The organism is Nocardioides sp. Z50_6, assembly GCF_058215755.1.
The window spans coordinates 1-18,124 of sequence record NZ_JBZAJB010000004.1 but is presented as its reverse complement, the minus strand read 5'-3'; the positions used below and the strand labels follow the sequence as shown (position 1 = coordinate 18,124).

At 73.5% G+C, this 18,124-nt stretch carries 16 protein-coding genes; 8 read left to right on the top strand and 8 right to left on the bottom strand.

What is annotated here, in order from left to right:
- Positions 1-4: 4 nt before the first annotated feature.
- From AC4BGE_RS10945 to AC4BGE_RS10935, 3 genes are all read right to left on the bottom strand, one after another.
- The gene (locus AC4BGE_RS10945; protein WP_490575297.1) at positions 5-1,624 is read right to left on the bottom strand and encodes a hypothetical protein; all 1,620 of its coding nucleotides are present in this window, start codon (positions 1,622-1,624) and stop codon (positions 5-7) included.
- 86 nt (positions 1,625-1,710) lie between these two features.
- On the bottom strand, positions 1,711-2,964 hold the full coding sequence (locus AC4BGE_RS10940; protein ID WP_490575296.1) for a fatty acid desaturase family protein: 1,254 nt from the start codon (positions 2,962-2,964) through the stop codon (positions 1,711-1,713).
- A gap of 31 nt (positions 2,965-2,995) precedes the next feature.
- Entirely contained in the window at positions 2,996-4,156 is a 1,161-nt protein-coding gene (locus AC4BGE_RS10935; protein WP_490575295.1) for a ferredoxin reductase, read from the bottom strand.
- Between the two features lie 96 nt (positions 4,157-4,252).
- Between AC4BGE_RS10935 and AC4BGE_RS10930 the strand changes: the two genes are divergently transcribed.
- From AC4BGE_RS10930 to AC4BGE_RS10920, 3 genes are read left to right on the top strand one after another with little or no spacing between them, the layout of a single operon-like run.
- On the top strand, positions 4,253-5,410 hold the full coding sequence (locus AC4BGE_RS10930; protein ID WP_490570860.1) for a PucR family transcriptional regulator: 1,158 nt from the start codon (positions 4,253-4,255) through the stop codon (positions 5,408-5,410).
- The gene (locus AC4BGE_RS10925) at positions 5,407-5,835 is read left to right on the top strand and encodes a hypothetical protein (protein WP_490575294.1); all 429 of its coding nucleotides are present in this window, start codon (positions 5,407-5,409) and stop codon (positions 5,833-5,835) included. Before AC4BGE_RS10930 ends, AC4BGE_RS10925 begins: the two co-directional genes overlap by 4 nt.
- The gene (locus AC4BGE_RS10920) at positions 5,778-7,670 is read left to right on the top strand and encodes a CotH kinase family protein (protein WP_490575293.1); all 1,893 of its coding nucleotides are present in this window, start codon (positions 5,778-5,780) and stop codon (positions 7,668-7,670) included. The genes AC4BGE_RS10925 and AC4BGE_RS10920 overlap by 58 nt, the downstream gene beginning before the upstream one ends.
- Before the next feature lie 10 nt (positions 7,671-7,680).
- Here AC4BGE_RS10920 and AC4BGE_RS10915 read toward each other — a convergent pair whose 3' ends face one another.
- The 3 genes from AC4BGE_RS10915 to AC4BGE_RS10905 are packed head-to-tail and all read right to left on the bottom strand — an operon-like array spanning position 7,681 to position 10,259.
- Positions 7,681-9,198, bottom strand: a complete 1,518-nt coding sequence (locus AC4BGE_RS10915) for an amidohydrolase (protein WP_490575292.1) — start codon at positions 9,196-9,198, stop codon at positions 7,681-7,683.
- Positions 9,195-10,109: a hypothetical protein gene (locus AC4BGE_RS10910; RefSeq protein WP_490575291.1), complete on the bottom strand. Its 915-nt coding sequence runs from the start codon at positions 10,107-10,109 to the stop codon at positions 9,195-9,197. Before AC4BGE_RS10910 ends, AC4BGE_RS10915 begins: the two co-directional genes overlap by 4 nt.
- Before the next feature lie 3 nt (positions 10,110-10,112).
- Positions 10,113-10,259: a hypothetical protein gene (locus AC4BGE_RS10905; RefSeq protein WP_490570865.1), complete on the bottom strand. Its 147-nt coding sequence runs from the start codon at positions 10,257-10,259 to the stop codon at positions 10,113-10,115.
- 51 nt (positions 10,260-10,310) lie between these two features.
- Here AC4BGE_RS10905 and AC4BGE_RS10900 point away from each other — a divergent pair, with 51 nt between their 5' ends.
- Positions 10,311-10,781 carry a PPOX class F420-dependent oxidoreductase gene (locus tag AC4BGE_RS10900; RefSeq protein ID WP_490570866.1) on the top strand — a complete coding sequence of 157 codons (471 nt, stop codon included), beginning with the start codon at positions 10,311-10,313 and terminating at the stop codon, positions 10,779-10,781.
- 3 nt (positions 10,782-10,784) lie between these two features.
- Here the strand turns inward: AC4BGE_RS10900 and AC4BGE_RS10895 are convergent, their stop codons facing one another.
- A complete protein-coding gene (locus AC4BGE_RS10895) occupies positions 10,785-12,413 on the bottom strand; it encodes a bifunctional 3'-5' exonuclease/DNA polymerase (RefSeq protein ID WP_490575290.1) in 1,629 nt (542 codons plus the stop codon).
- A gap of 43 nt (positions 12,414-12,456) precedes the next feature.
- Between AC4BGE_RS10895 and AC4BGE_RS10890 the strand changes: the two genes are divergently transcribed.
- Positions 12,457-13,092, top strand: a complete 636-nt coding sequence (locus AC4BGE_RS10890; protein ID WP_490575289.1) for a hypothetical protein — start codon at positions 12,457-12,459, stop codon at positions 13,090-13,092.
- Here the strand turns inward: AC4BGE_RS10890 and AC4BGE_RS10885 are convergent.
- A complete protein-coding gene (locus AC4BGE_RS10885; RefSeq protein WP_490575288.1) occupies positions 13,083-14,477 on the bottom strand; it encodes a serine/threonine-protein kinase in 1,395 nt (464 codons plus the stop codon). The genes AC4BGE_RS10890 and AC4BGE_RS10885 overlap by 10 nt on opposite strands.
- Positions 14,478-14,527: 50 nt before the next feature.
- On the opposite strand from AC4BGE_RS10885, the gene AC4BGE_RS10880 reads away from it, so the two are divergent.
- From AC4BGE_RS10880 to AC4BGE_RS10870, 3 genes are read left to right on the top strand one after another with little or no spacing between them, the layout of a single operon-like run.
- Positions 14,528-15,325: an SDR family NAD(P)-dependent oxidoreductase gene (locus AC4BGE_RS10880; RefSeq protein ID WP_490570870.1), complete on the top strand. Its 798-nt coding sequence runs from the start codon at positions 14,528-14,530 to the stop codon at positions 15,323-15,325.
- Complete coding sequence (locus AC4BGE_RS10875; RefSeq protein ID WP_490575287.1) at positions 15,322-15,864, top strand: RNA polymerase sigma factor; 543 nt, start codon at positions 15,322-15,324, stop codon at positions 15,862-15,864. The genes AC4BGE_RS10880 and AC4BGE_RS10875 overlap by 4 nt, the downstream gene beginning before the upstream one ends.
- Before the next feature lie 37 nt (positions 15,865-15,901).
- Complete coding sequence (locus AC4BGE_RS10870) at positions 15,902-17,377, top strand: carboxyl transferase domain-containing protein (RefSeq protein ID WP_490575286.1); 1,476 nt, start codon at positions 15,902-15,904, stop codon at positions 17,375-17,377.
- The last annotated feature ends 747 nt before the right edge of the window (positions 17,378-18,124 follow it).

The following is an 18,124-nucleotide window of genomic DNA, read 5'->3' as shown; positions in this document are numbered from 1 at the left end:
GGGTTCAGCCCTTCTTGGCGGACTTGCGCACCACGTCGCGCACCCGGACCAGCCCGCCGACGGTGCCGACGTACGCCGCTCCCTGCGGGCCGAGCGTGACTGCGGAGTAGTGGTTGTTGTAGAGCACCCCGGTGCCGGCCCGGACCGAGAACGCCGTCTCGCCGGTGTGCGCGTCGATCGCGGTCAGGTACCAGGCGGAGACTCCCCACAGCGTGGGTCGCTTGGTCCAGGTGTAGAGGAGGCCGGTCTCCCAGGAGACCGTCGGCAGGGCGGAGGGGGCGACCTCGTCGTTGGTCCAGGAGACCCGGCACTCGCCGTCGACGTGGTCGACCCGCGCCAGGCCGGGCGAGGAGGAGAAGCCCATCGCGGTGGAGCGTGGGCCGGCGTAGCCGTGGTTGTTCTCCACGATCACCCCGGAGCCCACGGAGGCCAACGACGTCTCGGTCGCCGACTCGCCGCCGTCGAAGACAGCCGCGCTGCAGACCTCCTCGCCGGTGGCCCGGTCGACGAAGACGACGTGCAGCCGGGGCTCGGCGTTGTCGGCGATCGCCACCAGGTCGTGGTCGAGCAGGGTCGGCGAGGTGCCGCTGCCCTGCACGAACTGCCCGACCTTCTGCTCGACGCCGCGGTCGTACTCGGTCCGCCAGGAGACCGCCGGCGCACCCTCGGCGTCGACGGTCATCCGGTAGAGCGCGGCGTCGGTGACCAGGAAGACCCCACCTGCCTCGTCGACGGCGAAGGTGTTGGTGATCCGCTCGCCCTCCAGGTGGGTGCCTCGCACCACCCCGGCGACCGGGTCGACCACGCCGACGCGACCGTCGCGGCTGGCCCACCAGATGCGGCCCGTCCAGTCGGGCTTGACCGCGACCAGGCAGTCGGTCTCCGGCACGTGCTCGGCCACGCTCCACGACTCCTCGACCGTCAGGTCGGGATGGCCCTCGGCGTCGGCCGTGCCGATCGCCTGGATCCGCCGCTCCGTGGTCGTCACCACCGCCCGGTCGCCGTTGTCGAGGTAGAACTGCGAGCCGTTGCAGACGTCCTGCCAGGCCGAGGTGCCGGTCTCGGCGCGGTCCGGCAGCCGGGTGGTGCTCAGCGGGCGCATCGAGTCGGGGTCGATGACCCGCAGGACCGCGCCTCGCCGGTCGTGGCAGAGAGCGACGATCCGGCCGTGGGAGTCGAAGGCGACTCGCCCGCACTTCTCCAGTCCGTACCAGGCGGTGTCCACCTCGGGACGGTCGCCCAACGGCCCCGCTCCCCGCAGCGCCCCGCTGGACCACGCGTCGTTGTTGACCGCGTCGGACCCCGCCTGGGCCAGCCAGGGGTTCTGCGGCGGCTCCTCGGCTGCGATGGGGTGGGCGGAGACCTGCTGCCCCTCGTAGCGGGGAGCCACCAGCAGGCCCCCGGCGGTCGGCACCGGCAGGCGCCCGTCGGGCACCACCCACACCAGCAGGGAGGCGGCGACGGCCACGCCGACGCCGATCGCCACCCCGCGGACGGTCACGTGCGGTCGCGGCACGCGGTCGCGCACCCGCGGCACGGCCAGCAGCACCGCGACCAGCACCAGGGTCCACGGACCCACCAGCAGGTAGATGAGCCCCAGCAGGACCACGAGCAGCCAACCCACGTCTCAGAGGCCTCCGAAGCCGGGTGCGCCGAGGCGGATGGGGGAGCTCATGGGCACGAGGATAGTTCCCGTGCCGGGGGGTCAGGTCAGGCGGCCAGCCGGGCGTCCTTCGCGTCCTTGGCGCGGCGGGCCTCCTGGGCCAGGCGGGCCTGGAGGGCACGGCGGGTCTTGCGGTCGCCGGTGGCCATCTTGAACAAGCGCACCAGCTGCTGCGGGGCGTTGCGCACCGTGGTGGTCTCCACGAAGCCGTTGGGCAGGCTGAGCCGGACCACCTTGTGCCAGGCGCTGTAGACCTGCTGGGGCAGCGGACGCTCCAGGTAGGTGAGGCCGTACTTGTCGAAGATCGCCTTCACCTGCGGGGCGACCTCCTTGTAGCGGTTGCTCGGCAGGTCGGGGAAGAGGTGGTGCTCGATCTGGTGGCTCAGGTTGCCGGTCATGATGTGCATGCCCTCGGAGCCGGAGATGTTGGCGGAGCCGAGCATCTGGCGCAGGTACCACTCGCCGCGGGTCTCCTTCTCGGGGATCGCGGCACGCTCGAAGGTCTCGACCCCCTCGGGGAAGTGGCCGCACATGATCACCGAGTGCGACCACAGGTTGCGCACCAGGTTGGCGGTGAAGTTGGCGGCCAGGGTCGGCAGGAACGAACCGGTCGGGATGGCCAGCGCGGGGTGCACGACGTAGTCCTTCGTCATCTGCTGGCGGATCTTCTTCACGGTGTTCTTCGCCCGGCGGGTGAACTCGGGGTCGCGGCGCTCCTTGGGGGTGCGCAGGTTCTTGCCGAGCTCGAGGTCGTAGGCGGCGATGCCGTACTCGAAGAAGCAGGCGTTGATGAAGTTCCACAGCGGCTGGCCGAGGTACATCGGGTGCCACTTCTGGTCCTCGTCGACCCGCATGATGCCGTAGCCGAGGTCGTTGTCCTTGCCCACGATGTTGGTGTAGGTGTGGTGGATCTCGTTGTGGCTGTGCTTCCAGCCCTCGGCGGTGGAGGCGTTGTCCCACTCCCAGGTGCTGGAGTGGATCTTGGGGTCGCGCATCCAGTCCCACTGGCCGTGCATGACGTTGTGGCCGATCTCCATGTTCTCCAGGATCTTGGCGACGCTCAGGCCGGCCGTGCCGACCACCCAGGCGGGCGGGAGGGCGGAGAAGAGGAGCACGGCGCGGCTGCCGAGCTCGAGGTAGCGCTGGGTCTTGACCATGCCCCGGATGTAGGCGGCGTCGTTGGCGCCGCGGTCGTCGAGGACCTCCTGGCGGATCCGGTCGAGCTCGCGACCGATGTCCTCGATGTCCTCGGGGGTGAGGTGTGCGGTGGGGTTCTCGGACTTCTTGGTGATGGTCGTCATGTCGACTCCTTGGGGGGTGGGATCGAGCAGGTCAGTGGTCGAGGGTGCACGGGCCGGCAGCGGCGCTGATGCAGGTCTGGATCTTGATGCCGCCCGGGTCGGTCTCGCCGGGGACGGCGGTGGTCAGCGCGCCGTTGCGCAGGTCGCGGACGGTGCCCTCCTTGAGCGGCAGGACGCAGCCCATGCAGATGCCCATGCGGCACCCGGAGGGCATCAGCACGCCGGCCTCCTCGGCGGCGTCGAGGATCGGGGTGGCACCGTCGTCCTCCACCTCGACCCCCGTGCGGGTGAAGGTGACGGTGCCGCCTTCCCCAGCCTCGACGCGGGAGACTCGGAACTGCTCGACGGTGAGGTCGAGACCGCGCGAGGTGTGGTGCTCCTCGAGGGCGTCGAGCAGGGCGGCCGGCCCGCAGGCCAGGGTCTGCCGCGCGGCCAGGTCGGGGACGAGCGACTCCAGGTCGTCGACGTCGAGGACCCCGTGCACGTCGTCGTAGCGGGGCACCAGCCGGATCAGGCCCGCGGCGTCGAGCGCCTTGAGGTCGCGCAGGAAGATCGAGTCGGGCTCGCTGGGGGCCACGTGCACGACGGTGATGTCGTAGGGGGCGCTGCGCTCGAGGCGTACGACGCCGGAGTCGGCGACCGGGAAGAGGTTGCGCAGCATCCCCACCACGGGGGTGACCCCGGAGCCGGCCGTGACCATCAGGAACTTGCCACCCTCCGGCGGGAGCACGAACTCGCCGTCGGCCTGCTCGAGGTGGACCAGGGTGCCGGGGCTGGCCTCGCGGACCAGGTGGCTGCTGACGACGCCGTCCTGGACCGCCTTGACGGTGATCGAGATGTTGCCGTCGGCGCGCGGACCGTGGGTCAGCGAGTAGGCCCGCCAGTGGCGGACCCCGTCGACGTCGATGCCGACCCGGGTGTACTGACCGGGGACGTGGCCCGCCCAGTCGGCGCCGGGACGGATCACGATGGTGGCGGCGTCGGCGGTCTCCGGCTCGACCGAGACGATCCGGCCGCGCAGCTCGGCGCCGGAGCGCAGCGGCGCGAAGAGGTCGAGGTAGTCGGCCGGCATCAAGGGCGTGGTGGCGGCCTCGACGAGCCTGACCGCGCGGTCCCGGAGGCGCAGCGGAGCGCCACTGCGGTGGCGTCCCCGGCGCGGGGACCCGTTGGTCTCGTTGAGAAGCATGGCCATGGACCCATCATGTCTGGTCGAACGGGGTAGATTCCTGACCACCAGACGTGAAGTTTCGCGTCACAATTGTTCGCAGAAGCCAAAAAGGAGCCTCCGATGGCGCGACACGCCGGTCGTCTCGGTAACGACCACGGTCTGGAGCTCTCCGCCGCCGAGGTGGAGGTGATGCGCAACAGGCTGCCGGCGGTCGCCGACGCGGCCGTCGGCGCCATCATCGCCGAGGTCCCGACGTATGCCAATGCCCTCTCCGGCACGATGGGCGAGACGATCCGCAGCGCGGTGCAGCTGGCACTGGGTGGCTTCATCCAGCTGGCCTCCCGGCGCGCCCGGGCCGGCACCCGTCCCACGGCGCCGGCGATGGAGGGCGCCTACCAGCTCGGCCGGGGCGAGGCGCGTTCCGGCCGGAGCATGGAGGCTCTCCTCGCGGCGTACCGGGTCGGCGCCCGCGTCTCCTGGAGCGAGATGTCGGCCGGGCTGCTCGCCGACGGCGTCGACGCCGAGACCCTGGCGAAGTTCGCCGGTCTGGTCTTCGCCTACATCGACCAGCTCTCGGCCTCCAGCGTCGCGGGCCACAGCGACGAGTCGGCGACCACCGGGCGGATGCGTCAGCAGCTGCGCGAGGCGCTCGGCAACGCCCTGCTCCGGGGTGACGCGCCCGACCTGCTGGTGCGGGCCGCGGCGCGCGCGGAGTGGGAGCTCCCGGAGACGTTGACGGCCGTCGTCCTGCCGGAGGCGCACCTGCGGGCGGTGTCGTCGGCAGTCGACCCGCGGACCATCACCGTGGCCGACCCCGGCACCGAGGAGCTGGTGGTCCTGCTGGTGCCGGACGCCACCCGGAGCCTGCTGCTGCGGGCGGTGGTCGGCGTCCCGGCGGTGGTCGGTCCCACCCGGCCCTGGCTCGAGGCCAGGTCCTCGTGGCAGCGGGCGAGCCGGGCCGCCGACCTCGATCCGGAGATCACCGACACCGAGAAGCACCTCGCTGAGCTTCTCGTGCACGCCGACGCCGAGGCGTTGGCCGACCTGCGCGCCCAGGTGCTGGCTCCGCTGGACGAGCTGGGCCCGGCCGCGCGGGAGAAGCTGACCGACACCCTGCGCGCCTGGTTGCTCCACCAGGGCCGGCGCGAGGCGGTCGCCGAGGCGCTCTTCGTGCACCCCCAGACCGTGCGCTACCGGGTGGGCCAGCTCCGGTCGGCCTACGCCGAACGCCTCGAGGACCCGACCTTCATCCGGGACGCCACCATCGCCCTGGCATGAGCGCAGGCACCGGGGTGATCTATCTCGGGCTCTTCCTCTACACGGTGTGGCAGTGGCTGCCGGGCCGCGCGACCGACCCGCGGATGCGGGCCACCGGCTGGCTGGCCGCCGTCGTCCTGGCCGTCGTCGCTGCTCTCGCGGCGTTCTACGCCTGGCGCCTGGGCGCAGCCACGCCACCTCCCCCGGCACCGCCTGAGCGAGACCTCCTGGGCGACCCTTCCCGCGCAACTGGTGGACTGATGTCGTCCTGGCCCCGTGTCGCCGACATCAACCCACCAGTTCATCAGGGAACGAGCACGGCCGGGCGCTTCGGGCGCGGATCGCTCTTCTCCTGCGCGGGAGGGCTGCCTCAACCTACGCTCGCCCGGTGTTGTGGACAACGAGCCGAGCCGGGCTGCGAGCCCTGGTGGCTGCCCTGGTACTGACCCTCCCCGCCACCGCCCTCGGCGCGAGTGCCGCCGTCTCGGCGCCCGAGCGGACGGCGTCCGGGGGCTCCGCCCGACCCTCCGGCCCGCCCGAGGCGCAGACAGACGGGAAGCGGGTGCGCCTGCGTGGTGCCGTGCCGCGCCTGCGCCGCGCCCCGGTGGTGCTCCAGCGGCACGCGAACGGCCGGTGGGTGCGGGTCGCCGACGCCCGGACCCGCGCCCGCGGTCGCTACGTCTTCACCCGCAAGGTCCACTCGCCCACCAGGTTCCGGGTGGTGGCCCCCGCCCACCGCGGCCGGCCGGCATGGCGCAGCAAGCCGGTCCGGGTGGTGCCTCGTCGCGTCGTCCCGCCCACCCAGCCGCCCACGCCCACGCCCACACCCACGCCGACACCCACGCCGAGCCCGACGCCGACACCGAGCCCGACGCCCACCCCGACGCCCACCCCGGCGCCGAGTCCCAGCCCGACTCCAACGGCAGCGCCGACCCCCACGCCGACCCCCACGCCGACCCCCACGCCGACCCCCACGCCGACGGTCGCCCCGATCGAAGCCGACCCGGAGTTCTTCGGGACGCTGCCGGCTCTCTCGATCACCACCGAGGACGGGCTCCCGATCGTCGACGACGAGGTCTACTCGCGCGCCGACATGGTGTTCGACACCGACGGCACGACTGACCGCGACGGCGACCCGGTGCCCGCCACGGAGCTCTCGGCACGGCTGCGGGTCCGCGGCAACTCCACCTCCTGGGTGCAGGACAAGCTGCCCTACAAGGTGAAACTCGACGAGCGCGTCTCCGTGCTGGGGCTGCCCGCCTCCAAGGACTTCGTGCTGCTCGCCAACGCCTACGACCGCTCCCTGCTGCGCAACACCGCGGCGTTCGCCCTGGCCCGCCGCCTCGCCATGCCGTGGGCCGCCCGCCTGCACGACGTCGAGGTGTGGCTCAACGGCGAGTACAAGGGCGTCTACCTCTTCGGCGAGGGCGTCGAGGTCGAGCCCGACCGGGTCGCCATCGAGCTCGCCGAGCCCGGCTCCGTCCCCGTGGACGGCGGCTTCCTGCTCGAGGCCGACCTGTGGGAGGACGACGACCCCAGCTTCCGCACGCCCAACGGCATCAACGTGTTCATCAAGGAGCCGGGCGACATCTCACCCGAGTTCGCGGCCGAGGTCGAGCGCCAGCTCACGCACTTCGAGTCGGTGCTCTACTCCGACGAGTGGCTCGACCCCGAGCACGGCTACCACTCCCTGGTCGACCTCCGCTCCTTCGCCGACTGGTACCTGCTCCAGGAGACCACCAAGAACCAGGACTCCCACTTCCGCGGGAGCGTCTACCTGCAACGCAGCCGCCACGGGCTGCTCTCGATGGGGCCGCCCTGGGACTTCGACATGACCGCGGGCATCAGCACCGGGTGGGGCCTGGACGACCCCGAACGATGGTTCATGTACCCCGACCCGGATCCGGACGCGCCCTCCAACGAGCCCTGGCTCAGCCCGAGCACCAACCCTCATGGCCACTGGGTGCGCCGGATGCTCCGCGACCCGGAGTTCGTCGAGCTGATCCGCCGGCGCTGGACCCAGGCCGCGCCGGACGTGGCCACCCTCGGCCCCTTCCTCGCCGAGCGGGTGGAGTGGCTGGCGCCGGCGGCGGAGCGCAACTTCGCCCCTGCCCCGGAGGGCGGTGGCCACCTGCTGACCCCTTACTGGTCCGAGGGGCAGCAGTTCCAGCTGGACTTCACCACCTGGCGCGAGCACGCCGACCTGGTGACCGAGTGGTACGCGGATCGGATCCGCTGGCTCGACGACGCCATCGCCACCATGAGGCCAGTCGGCGAGTGAGCCGCGGCGCTCAGCCGCCGGTCGCGTCGAAGACCTGCCGCCCGGCCACCCAGGTGGCGGCCACGTGCTCGCCGGTACGGCGCAGGTGGGCGGCGACCTCGGCGGTGCCCCCGGAGCCGGCGAGCGGGTCGAGGTCGAGCAGCACGACGTCGCCGGGGTGACCGGGGGCCACCGTGCCGCGGCCGTCGACGGAGGCGGCCAGCGCCTCCTGCGCGGTGATCGCCTGCTCGGGGTGCCACGGCTCCCGCTCGTCGGCGGAGCGGTGCACCGCCGCCGCCATCGCCAGCCACGGGTCGAGGGCCGCGACGGGAGCATCGGAGCCCATCGCCAGGACCACCCCGTCCTCGAGCATCCAGCGGAGCGCGAAGCAGCGGTCGCCGCGACCGGGCCAGAGCCGCTCGCTGACGTCGCGGTCGTCGAGCAGGTGGGAGGGCTGGACGCTCGCCACCAGGCCGAGGCCGGCGATCCGGCGTACGTCGTCGCGCAGGATCAGCTGGGCGTGCTCGATGCTGCCGCGGGCCCCGGTCGCCTCGAAGGCGTCGAGCGCCACGGTGACCGCACGGTCGCCGATGGCGTGCACCGCCGCGGTCAGCCCGTGGGCGGTGCTCCGCTCGAGCAGCTCGCGGAGCTCCTCGGGCGACTGGTTGGGGTTGCCGTGCGGGAAGCCGAGCGGCGCCGGGCCGGAGTAGGGGTCGCAGCACCAGGCCGTCTTGGTGTTGAGCGAGCCGTCGCTGATGATCTTCAGCGACCCCATCCGGGCCAGGTCGCTGCAGCCGGGCAGGACGTCGCCGGTGCGCAGGCCGGCCGCGGTCACCTCCTCGAGGCCGGCGGCGTAGGTCGACATCCGGATCCTGAGCAGGTCGGCGCCGCCCTGCCAGCGGCGGGCCCAGTCCTCGTGGCCGCCGCTGAACTCGTAGTCGACCAGCCCGACCACGCCGAGGGAGGCGGCCTGCTCGAGGGTGCGGCGATAGGCGTCGGGGCCGGTGCCGTCGTCGCCGATCACCGCGGAGAGACGCCCGTAGGCGTCGAACCACTCGCGCTCGGAGACGACGCCCTCGCGCAGCGGCAGGTGCAGGATGTTGAGCGCGACGGTGTTGAGCCAGGCGTGGTGGCCGTCACCGGCGATCAGCACGATCGGCTGGTCGCCGCCCAGCGCGTCGAGCATGGAGACGACCGGCGCCTCCGGCCACGCGGTGGACCGGTGACCCCAGCCGATGACCGGGCGCCCGGGCACCTCGGCGAGGCGGTCCGCGACCATCCGCACGGCCTCGGCGGCCGAGCGCACGGGGGTCAGGTCGAGGCGCGAGCTGGCCAGCGTCCACTGGCCGAGGTGGACGTGCTGGTCCCACAGGCCGGGGACGAGCCAGCGTCCCTCGGCGCGTGTCTCCTCCGCGCCGTCGCGGTCCAGCCCGGGACCGACCTCGACCACCTCGCCGGCGCGGATCCGGACGTCGACGGGCCCGTCGGGCACCTCGTCGCGGGGGCGCACGGGCACCAGGCGGACGTCGCGCAGGAGCAGGTGGTTCATGGACGAACTCTAGACCCCACCGTGAGCCACGCCTCCCAGGTCTGGAGGGCCCAGAAGGTGCCGAAGAGCACGAGGAGCAGTGCCTCGACGACCAGGACCCACCCCGGCGCCGCCCCGCCGGCGAGGAGGACGGCGGCGACGACGACCACCACGAGCATGCCGACCGCCACCGCCGTGTAGACCGCGTCCAGTCCCGTCATCCGGGTCTGCGTCCTCCTGGCCTCGCACAGGTGCGAGAAGCTGACGGAGTCGTCGGCGGGGGTGTCGCCGATCCGCTCCAGGAACCTGAGCCCGAGCGTGGTGCGCAGCAGCACCACGCAGCCCAGGAGGAAGAACATCACCACCGCGGCCGGCTCGTGGACGTGCGTGGCGAGCCAGGTGCGGTCGAGGAGGAACAGCACGCTCAGGCCCACCACCAGGACGGGGCCGAGGGACTGCAGGACCGCCCGGGCGGGACCCGTCACCTGCCAGCCGTCCCCCAGCATCGCGGCGGGCAGCAGCGCGCCGACCACCCAGGCCACCGCCGCCACCACCAGCAACGCCCCGATGGCGTACTCGTTGAGCCGGGCGACGGCGGGGTCGAAGGAGGCGAGCGGCTCTCCCGACCCGTCCTTGGGCCAGCACGCCGCGCCCGCCACCAGCAGGCCGAGGCCGCCCGCGACGTTGAGCAGGGTCTGCTCCGTGAGGGTGTCGCCCCGCACCACGACCAGCAGGCAGGCGGCCGCGGCCAGGCCCAGGACGAAGACGGTGCGCGCGTCGGTGTACCAGGCGTCGGAGATCGAGGGCGGCCAGGAGCCGTCGCCGACCCGGGTCGCCAGCGGGGCCAGGAGGACGGTCACCGCCGAGAGGACCAGGCCGAGGCGGAGCGCGAAGTACGTCGCTCTGAGCTCAGCCGAGTCCTGGCGGTGCATCGGCTACCGCCGTCCGCCCATCCGGAGCAGCAGCCACATGCCCACGGCCGTCCCGACGACCATGATCAACCCGAGGATCAACGCGTGCAGGGTCGGGTTCGACGTCGGCGACGTGTCGGCGGCACTGATCAGCAGGAGTTCGGGGCTCACTCCAGGCACGCTAGACCACGGGGCAAGAGGGGCGGCGCTACCGTCTGACCCATGCCTCGCTCGATCGCCACCACCACCCGCGTCGACCTCGACGGCCTCCTGGAGTTCGTCCGCCCCCGGCACCGGTTCCTGCTGGTCACCCGCCGCGCCGACGGCAGCCCGCAGGCCTCGCCGGTGACCGGCGGGGTCGATGACGCCGGCCGCCTGGTGGTGGCCACCTATCCCGAGCGGGCCAAGACCCGCAACGCGCGGCGCCGCCCGGAGGTCGACGTCGTGGTCGTCTCCGACGACTGGAACGGCCCCTGGGTCCAGGTCACCGGAAGCTGCGAGGTGCTCGACGCCGCGGACGGCGGCGAGGCGCTGGACGCCTTCGTGGAGTACTTCCGCAACATCTCCGGGGAGCACTCCGACTGGGAGGAGTACCGGCAGGCGATGGTCGACCAAGGCAAGTCGCTGCTGCGGATCACGCCGACGGCGTGGGGCCCGGTCGCCACCGGCGGCTTCCCGGCCCGCCTGGCCTGAGCGTCACTTCCCGGCCTCGGCGTAGGAGCGCACCACCGCGGTGCTGAGCGGGAAGTCGACCCCCTGCTCGCCGAAGAGCAGCCGCGCCGCGGTGGCGGCCGCGTCGCCCGCCGCCGCCACCACCTCCTCGGCCAGGGCCGACGGGGTGTGCACCACCACCTCGTCGTGGAGGAAGAAGACCAGGTGCGGCCGCGACTCCAACGGGCCCTCGCCACCGAGGCGCCAGAGCCGGTTGCGCAGGTCGGCGATCCAGGCGAGCGCCCACTCCGCCCCGGTGCCCTGCACCACGAAGTTCCGGGTGAAGCGGCCGTAGGCGCGGCGGAAGCGGGCCTGGCTGTCGGCGTCGGGCTGCGGGGCGTCGGGATCGACCTCCCACGCCTCGCCCAACCCGGGCGAGCCGCGGCCGAGCAGCGTGCGCACCACCTCGCCCCGCTCGCCGGCCCGCGCGGCAGCCTCCACCAGGCCGAAGGCGGCGGGGTAGCGCCGGGTGAGGTCGGCGACCATCCGGCCGCTCTCGCCGCGGGTGGCGCCGTACATCGCGCCGAGCAGCCCCAGCTTGGCGTGCTGGCGGGTCGGCACCGCGCCGGAGTCGACCATGCCCTGGTAGAGGTCGGCGCCGCGCGCCGCTGCGGCCAGCGCCCGGTCCCGGCTCATCCCGGCCAGCACCCGCGGCTCCAGCTGGGCGACGTCGGCGACCACCAGCGTCCAGCCGTCGTCCGCGACGACCGCGGGACGCACCTGGGCGGGGAACGACAGCGCGCCGCCGCCGTTGGACGACCAGCGCCCGGTGCTCGAGCCCGCCGGCTGGTACGACGGCCGGAAGCGGCCGCCCTGGACCCACTCGTCGGCCCAGGCCCAGCCGTTGGTCGAGAAGAGGTGGGCGAGCTGCTTGTGGCGCAGCAGCGGCTCGATGGCGGGATGGTCGATCGCGCGGAGCGTGGAGGCGCGGATGTCGGCGACCTCGTGGCCCGCGCGGCGCAGCGCCGCCATCAGCTCGGTCCGTGAGTCGGGGTTGAGGCCGGGCGTGCCGAGGACCCGGCCCACCTCGGCGGCCAGCTCGTCGAGCCGCTGGGGCCGCGACCAGGCCGCGGGGCGCGGTCCGAGCAGGTCGGTCAGCAGCCGTTCGTGGACCTCGGCCCGCCAGGGCACCCCGGCGTGGGTCATCTCCGCCGCCACCAGGGCGCCGGCCGACTCGGCCGCCAGCAGCAGCCCCAGCCGGCCCGCCTCCGGGGAGTCCGCGACGCAGGCCCGCTGGCGCGCGTCCTCGACGTCGGCCCGGAGGTGCTCCGCCTCGTCGTCGGCCGCGAAGAGCCCCGGCTCGGACGGGACGCTGGGGCCGAGCCTGTCCCACACCCCCGACTCCGGACCCGTCAGCAGCGAGGCGTCCGCAGCGGGGGCCCGGCGGAGCAGGTGGTGGCTCAGGCGCAGGTCGTGGCAGCGCTCCACCCGGACACCGGCCGCCAGCAGGGGCGGGTACCACCGGGCGGTGTCGTCCCAGACCCAGCGTGGCCGGTCGATCTCCCGCCGGGCGACGTACGCCGGCAGCTCAGCGGCCGGCAGCTCGAGGCTCTGCCCCGCCTCGACGGCCAGCACCCCCTCCCCCGGCAGGCGGGAGAGGGAGATGCGGGTCATGGCGACAGCCTCCCAGGTCACCCACGCCGCTACGTTGGCACCCATGAGGTGGCAGACGGCTGCGGCGACCGCGGTCCTGGTGGCGGTCGGCGGGGGCGCGGGCTGGGCGGCCCAGCGCGCCACCGACGCCCCGGCCGAGGGCTCCGGACCGGCCCGGCCGGCGCCCGCAGCCGCCCCGCCCCTGCCGTTCCTCACCACCGACGAGCTCACCGAGGACCCGCCGCAGCCGGCGCTGCCCACCGGCCTCCCCCTGGAGGAGACCTCGTTCGGCGCCCCGCCCACCCGGCTGGTCTTCCCGGTCCCGGCCGGGTGGAAGCGGCTCACCAACGCCTCCAACGAGTTCCGGTGGAAGGTCCCGGGGCACCCGCAGGACACCTACGTGCTCCGGGTCACGCAGGTCTCCAGCCAGAAGCGGACCATCGCGCAGCACCGGGAGGAGCGGATCCGCTCGGTCCGCGAGCGCGAGCACGGGCTCCGGCTCCTCGACACCGGCTCCAGCGGGCTGGAGTACACCTACGTCGACGACCTCGGGCAGCGCCGCCACCTCTTCGTGCGCTGGCTCGACCTGGCCGGCAACCCGCACGCCGAGGTGGAGATCAACGTCTCGGCCCGGGAGCGCGATGCCGAGGGTGCGGCCGAGCTGATCGACAAGGTGGCCGGCGGGATGCGTCAGGAGTAGAGGTCCGTCACCTCGACGGCGTCCAGCACCCGCTGGGCACCGGCGGTGTCCTCGCCGCGCACCTGGACCCACAGCACCCGGTCGTCGGCGACCCGGGAGACCCGCTCCACCACCACCGGTGCCGGCGCCGGGCACCCGGTGTGCAGCACCGTCATCGACTCCCGGCCCTCGCCGACGGCCGCGGCGGAGCCGCGCTGCGCCCGGCACTCGGGGTGGCCCGGCGCGTCGGCGGGCAGGTCGTGGCCCTCGAAGAGCGCGACGAAGACGCCCTGGCCCTCGGTGCGCCACCCGGGCCCGGTGCCGACCGCCAGCGCCGGGAACTCCCGGTCCGACTCCGGCGGGGTCCAGCCCGCGTCCTGGACCGACCGGGTCCACCCCGCCGGCACGGTGACGGCGAGCGCCCCCGCGGCGTCGTCGACGCGCACCTCGCCCCCGGTCGCCCCGGCGATCCCCCAGCCGGTGGCGACCCCGACCAGGAGCGCCGCGCCGGACGCGGCCAGCGGCCGGCCCCAGTGCCGGCGCGGGACGACGGGTGTTTCAGCCAGGGGCGCCCCGCGCAGCGTCACGTCGTCCTCGCCGGTCGCCCGCACCAGCTGCTCGACGAACTCCGCGACACAGGTCTGGCGTTCCTCGCGGTCGGTGGCCAGGCCGCGGGTCACCACCGCGGCCAACGACGGCGGGACGGCGTCCCCCAGGGGCGGTACGGCGGGCGGCTCCTGGGCGTCGGCCATCGAGAGGTGCTCCCGCGCCGGTCGGCCGGCGAGCAGCAGGTAGGCCACCGCCGCCAGGGAGAAGAGGTCGGCACGGACGTCGAGCGCCTCGCCGCGGGCCTGCTCGGGGGCGACGTACGACGGGGAGCCGGCGATGACGGTGAGCCGCGAGGCGACCTCGAGCTCCTTGCCCAGGCCCAGGTCGGCGAGCATCGCCCGGACCTGCCTCCCGTCGGGCCCCTCGTCGCCGCGGAGCAGCACGTTGCCGGGCTTCACGTCCCGGTGGAGGACGCCGCGGGAGTGCAGCGCCTCGAGCCCGGCGCCGATCTCGGTCAGCACCCGGAGGGCTGCCGCGCGCGAGAGTGGCCCCTCGGCGAGCCGGTCGGTCAGGGTCCCGGCGTCGGCGTAGGCCATCACCAGGAAGGGGCGGCCGTCGTCGAGCTCGCCGGCGTCGTAGACGGGGACGACGTACGGGGAGTCGACCTTGCGCAGGAAGCGCCCTTCCTCCACGAAGCGGCGGCGCACGTGGGCGTCGCCGGCCCAGTTGTCGGCGAGCACCTTGATCGCGACCGGGGAGTCGAGCTCCTCGTCGTGGGCCAGCCAGACGGTCGCGAACGCCCCGGCGCCGAGTCGACGGCGCACCGGGTAGCGACCGAGGCGGGAGGGCTGGGACATCGGCGTCAGTCTTGCAGCATGGCTCGCCCCCGCCGGGGTACGAACCGCACATGAGCGAGCCCAGCACTGCATCCTCCAGGCCCCTGGCGCTGGTCACCGGCGCGAGCAGCGGCATCGGCCTCGAGCTGGCGCGCCAGTTCGCCGAGCACGGCTTCGACCTCGTGGTCAACGCCGAGGACGCCGCCCTGGAGCAGGCGGCCCAGGAGCTGCGGAGCACCGGCGCACAGGTCCAGGCCGTGCAGGTCGACCTGCGCCGCCCCGACGGGGTGAGCGAGCTGATGACCGCGGTCCGCGAGACCGGCCGCCCGCTCGACGCGGTGGCCCTCAACGCCGGGGTCGGTCACGGCGGCGCCTTCGTCGAGACCGACCTGGCCCACGACCTGGGGATCATCCAGCTCAACATCGTCTCCACCGTCCAGCTGGCCAAGCTGGTGCTGACCGAGATGGTCCGCACCGGTCACGGCAAGGTGCTGGTCACCTCCTCGATCGCCTCGGAGATGCCCGGCGCCTTCCAGGCCACCTACAACGCCTCGAAGTCGTTCCTCCAGTCCTTCACCCAGGGCCTCCAGGAGGAGCTGAAGGAGACCGGCGTCTCGCTGACCCTGCTGATGCCCGGGCCCACCGACACCGAGTTCTTCGAGCGCGCGGAGATGGAGGACACCCCCGTCGCCAAGGGCGCCAAGGACGACCCGGCGAAGGTCGCCCGCCAGGGTTTCGAGGCCCTGATGTCCGGGGAGTCCCGGGTGGTCGGGGGCGGGTGGCGCACCCGCGTGCAGGAGGCGGCCAGCAAGGTGCTCCCCGACCGGGCGAAGTCCGTCCTGCACCGGCGGATGGCCGAGCCGGAGTGACGCCAGAGGAGATCGACGACCTCGCCCGCCGGGCGCAGGACGGCGACCGGACGGCGATGGAGCAGCTGCTGGGCGAGGTCCGGCCCCGGGTGCTCCGGATCTGCCAGGGGGTGCTGCCCTACTCCGACGACGCGGAGGACGCCTGCCAGGAGGCGCTGATCAGCCTCGCCGGCAAGCTCGGTCAGTGGCACCGGCGGGGCCGCTTCACGACGTGGCTGCACGTGGTGGCGCTCAACAGCGCGCGCACGACGTACCGTCGGCTCAGGAGCCGGGCCACGCCCACCGACACCGTGCCGCTGGAGCAGCCGGACCCGCGCACCACCAGCGTGATCGCCGGCACCCGGCTCGACCTCCTCGAGGCGTTGGAGACCATCGAGGCCGAGCACCCGGCCTTCGTGCAGCCCCTGGTGCTGCGCGACGTCTACGGGCTGGCCTACGACGAGATCGCCACCCAGCTCGGCGTCCCGCTCGGGACGGTCAAGGCGCAGATCCACCACGGCCGGAAGCTGGCCCGGCCGCTGCTGCGCGACCAGGCCTGAGGCGGCGTCACGACCCGCCTGGCATAGCCTTCGGCCCGTGACCGAACGCCTCTCCGCCCGCGAGCTCGCCGACCTGGTGCTGGACGCGGGGTCCTGGTCGTCCTGGGACACCCCGCCCGACCACGGCGAGGTCGACCCGGCGTACGCCGACCAGCTGGCGCGGGCCCGCGAGAGGTCGGGCGCCGAGGAGGCCGTCATCACCGGCGAGGCGCGGCTGGACGGGCACCGGGTCGCCGTCGTGCTCGGGGAGTTCTCGTTCCTGGCCGGCTCCATCGGCCGGGCCACCGCCGACCGGTTGGTCGCCGCGATCCGGCGCGCCACCGCCGAGCGGCTCCCCCTGCTCGGCGCCCCGGCCAGCGGAGGCACCCGGATGCAGGAGGGGACGGCCGCCTTCGTGCAGATGGTCCGGATCTCCGAGGCGGTGGCCGCGCACAAGGCCGCCGGGCTGCCCTACCTGGTCTACCTGCGCCACCCCACCACCGGCGGGGTGATGGCCTCCTGGGGCTCCACGGGCCACCTGACCGTGGCCGAGCCGGGCGCCCTGGTGGGCTTCCTGGGCCCGCGGGTCTACGAGGCGCTCTACGGCAAGCCGTTCCCCGAGGGCGTGCAGACCTCGGAGAACCTCTACGCCCGCGGCATCGTCGACGGGGTGATCGAGCCCGCGGGGGTGCGCAACATCCTCGGGCGCACGCTCGACATCCTGGAGCGGGCACGGTCCCCGCTGCCGACGGCCCCCGACCCGGGCGAGGAGGAGGTCGGCGAGATCGACGCCTGGGACGCGGTCACCCGGTCGCGGCGCCCCGACCGCCCCGGGGTGCGCCGCCTGCTGCGCTACGGGGCCACCAACGTGATCCCGCTCAACGGCACCGGCCAGGGCGAGAGCGACCCCGGGCTGCTCTTCGCGCTGGCGCGGTTCGGCGAGGCGCCGTGTGTCTTCCTGGGCCAGGACCGTCGCGGCCAGACCACCGACCACCCGATGGGACCGGGCGCGCTGCGCGAGGCCCGCCGCGGGATGCGGCTCGCCTCCGAGCTGGGGCTGCCCCTGGTGACGGTGATCGACACCCAGGGCGCGGCGCTCTCTGCCGAGGCCGAGAACGGCGGGCTGGCCGGCGAGATCGCCCGGTCGCTGGAGGACCTGGTCACTCTCCGGGCCCCCACGCTCTGCCTGATGCTGGGTGAGGGCAACGGTGGCGGGGCGCTCGCGCTGCTGCCCGCCGACCGGGTGGTCGCGGCGCAGCACGCCTGGCTCTCCCCGCTGCCGCCCGAGGGGGCGAGCGCCATCGTGCACCGTGACACCGAGCACGCCCCGGAGATGGCCCGCGCCCAAGGGATCCGCGCCCTCGACCTCAAGCGCCTCGGCATCGTGGACCGGATCGTCGCCGAGCACCCCGACGCCGCCGACGAGCCCGCGGCGTTCTGCCGTCGCGTCGGTGCCGTGCTCGAGCACGAGCTGCTCGGCCTGCTCGCCAACGGTCCGGGGACGCCGGAGGAGCGGGCGCTGCGGATCCGCTGACCGCCCTCGGACTCCTGCCGAGATCCGATCGACTGGCGACGACCCATCCGGACCAGCCGCTACGTTCGTCGAATGTCGACCTCGGAACGCGTACTCGTCAGCCATCAGGGTGCTGCGTGGCTACCGGCTCACGGTCGAGCCGACGTCGTACTTGCCGGGGTGCCCGCCGTCGCTCCTTCACCCATCTGTCTGGTCCGACTCCTAGTGACCCGTGGCAACAGCATTCTCGTGGAGGCTCGTTCTGACGGCAGAGGGCTCGACATCCCAACCCGTGAAACCCGCGATGGGGCATGGGAAGAACCGCTTGAGGACCTGCTGCGCCAGACAGGGACCAGCGATGGGCACTACGCCCGGTTGCTGGGATACGTGCGCAACGACGTGTCCGGAGCGCCTGACGACTATCCATGGCCCGCACCGCACGCCTACTTCGCGGTCTGGCACTTCCCGTTGCCCCCGCACCGAGACGCACCTGGGATGTGGCTCGACGCGGTTGAAGCCGAAGCGGAGTTGCGTGACCGCCATTGGTGGCCGCTGGCTGCGCATGCGACGCACGCCAAGCCGTAGACCGCGGAGCACCCAATGTGCGCTCAACTCAACGTCTGCCACGATGCGCGGATCTGGCACCCCTCTGTGTCAAGACGCAGCAGGGAGTGGGGTTCTAGGGTGTTGCCTGGCGGGTCCGGGAAGTGACTTGTCCGAAGAGCTGGTGTGGGGATGTGAGCCGGCCGCGCTGGAGTCAGAGTCGTT

Excerpts from the sequence above, each read along its gene's own strand:
- AC4BGE_RS10940 (WP_490575296.1), bottom strand. The coding sequence starts at position 2,964 with ATGACGACCATCACCAAGAAGTCCGAGAACCCCACCGCACACCTCACC.
- AC4BGE_RS10935 (WP_490575295.1), bottom strand. The coding sequence starts at position 4,156 with ATGGCCATGCTTCTCAACGAGACCAACGGGTCCCCGCGCCGGGGACGC.
- AC4BGE_RS10930 (WP_490570860.1), top strand. The coding sequence starts at position 4,253 with ATGGCGCGACACGCCGGTCGTCTCGGTAACGACCACGGTCTGGAGCTC.
- AC4BGE_RS10925 (WP_490575294.1), top strand. The coding sequence starts at position 5,407 with ATGAGCGCAGGCACCGGGGTGATCTATCTCGGGCTCTTCCTCTACACG.
- AC4BGE_RS10915 (WP_490575292.1), bottom strand. The coding sequence starts at position 9,198 with ATGAACCACCTGCTCCTGCGCGACGTCCGCCTGGTGCCCGTGCGCCCC.
- AC4BGE_RS10910 (WP_490575291.1), bottom strand. The coding sequence starts at position 10,109 with ATGCACCGCCAGGACTCGGCTGAGCTCAGAGCGACGTACTTCGCGCTC.
- AC4BGE_RS10900 (WP_490570866.1), top strand. The coding sequence starts at position 10,311 with ATGCCTCGCTCGATCGCCACCACCACCCGCGTCGACCTCGACGGCCTC.
- AC4BGE_RS10895 (WP_490575290.1), bottom strand. The coding sequence starts at position 12,413 with ATGACCCGCATCTCCCTCTCCCGCCTGCCGGGGGAGGGGGTGCTGGCC.
- AC4BGE_RS10890 (WP_490575289.1), top strand. The coding sequence starts at position 12,457 with ATGAGGTGGCAGACGGCTGCGGCGACCGCGGTCCTGGTGGCGGTCGGC.
- AC4BGE_RS10885 (WP_490575288.1), bottom strand. The coding sequence starts at position 14,477 with ATGTCCCAGCCCTCCCGCCTCGGTCGCTACCCGGTGCGCCGTCGACTC.
- AC4BGE_RS10880 (WP_490570870.1), top strand. The coding sequence starts at position 14,528 with ATGAGCGAGCCCAGCACTGCATCCTCCAGGCCCCTGGCGCTGGTCACC.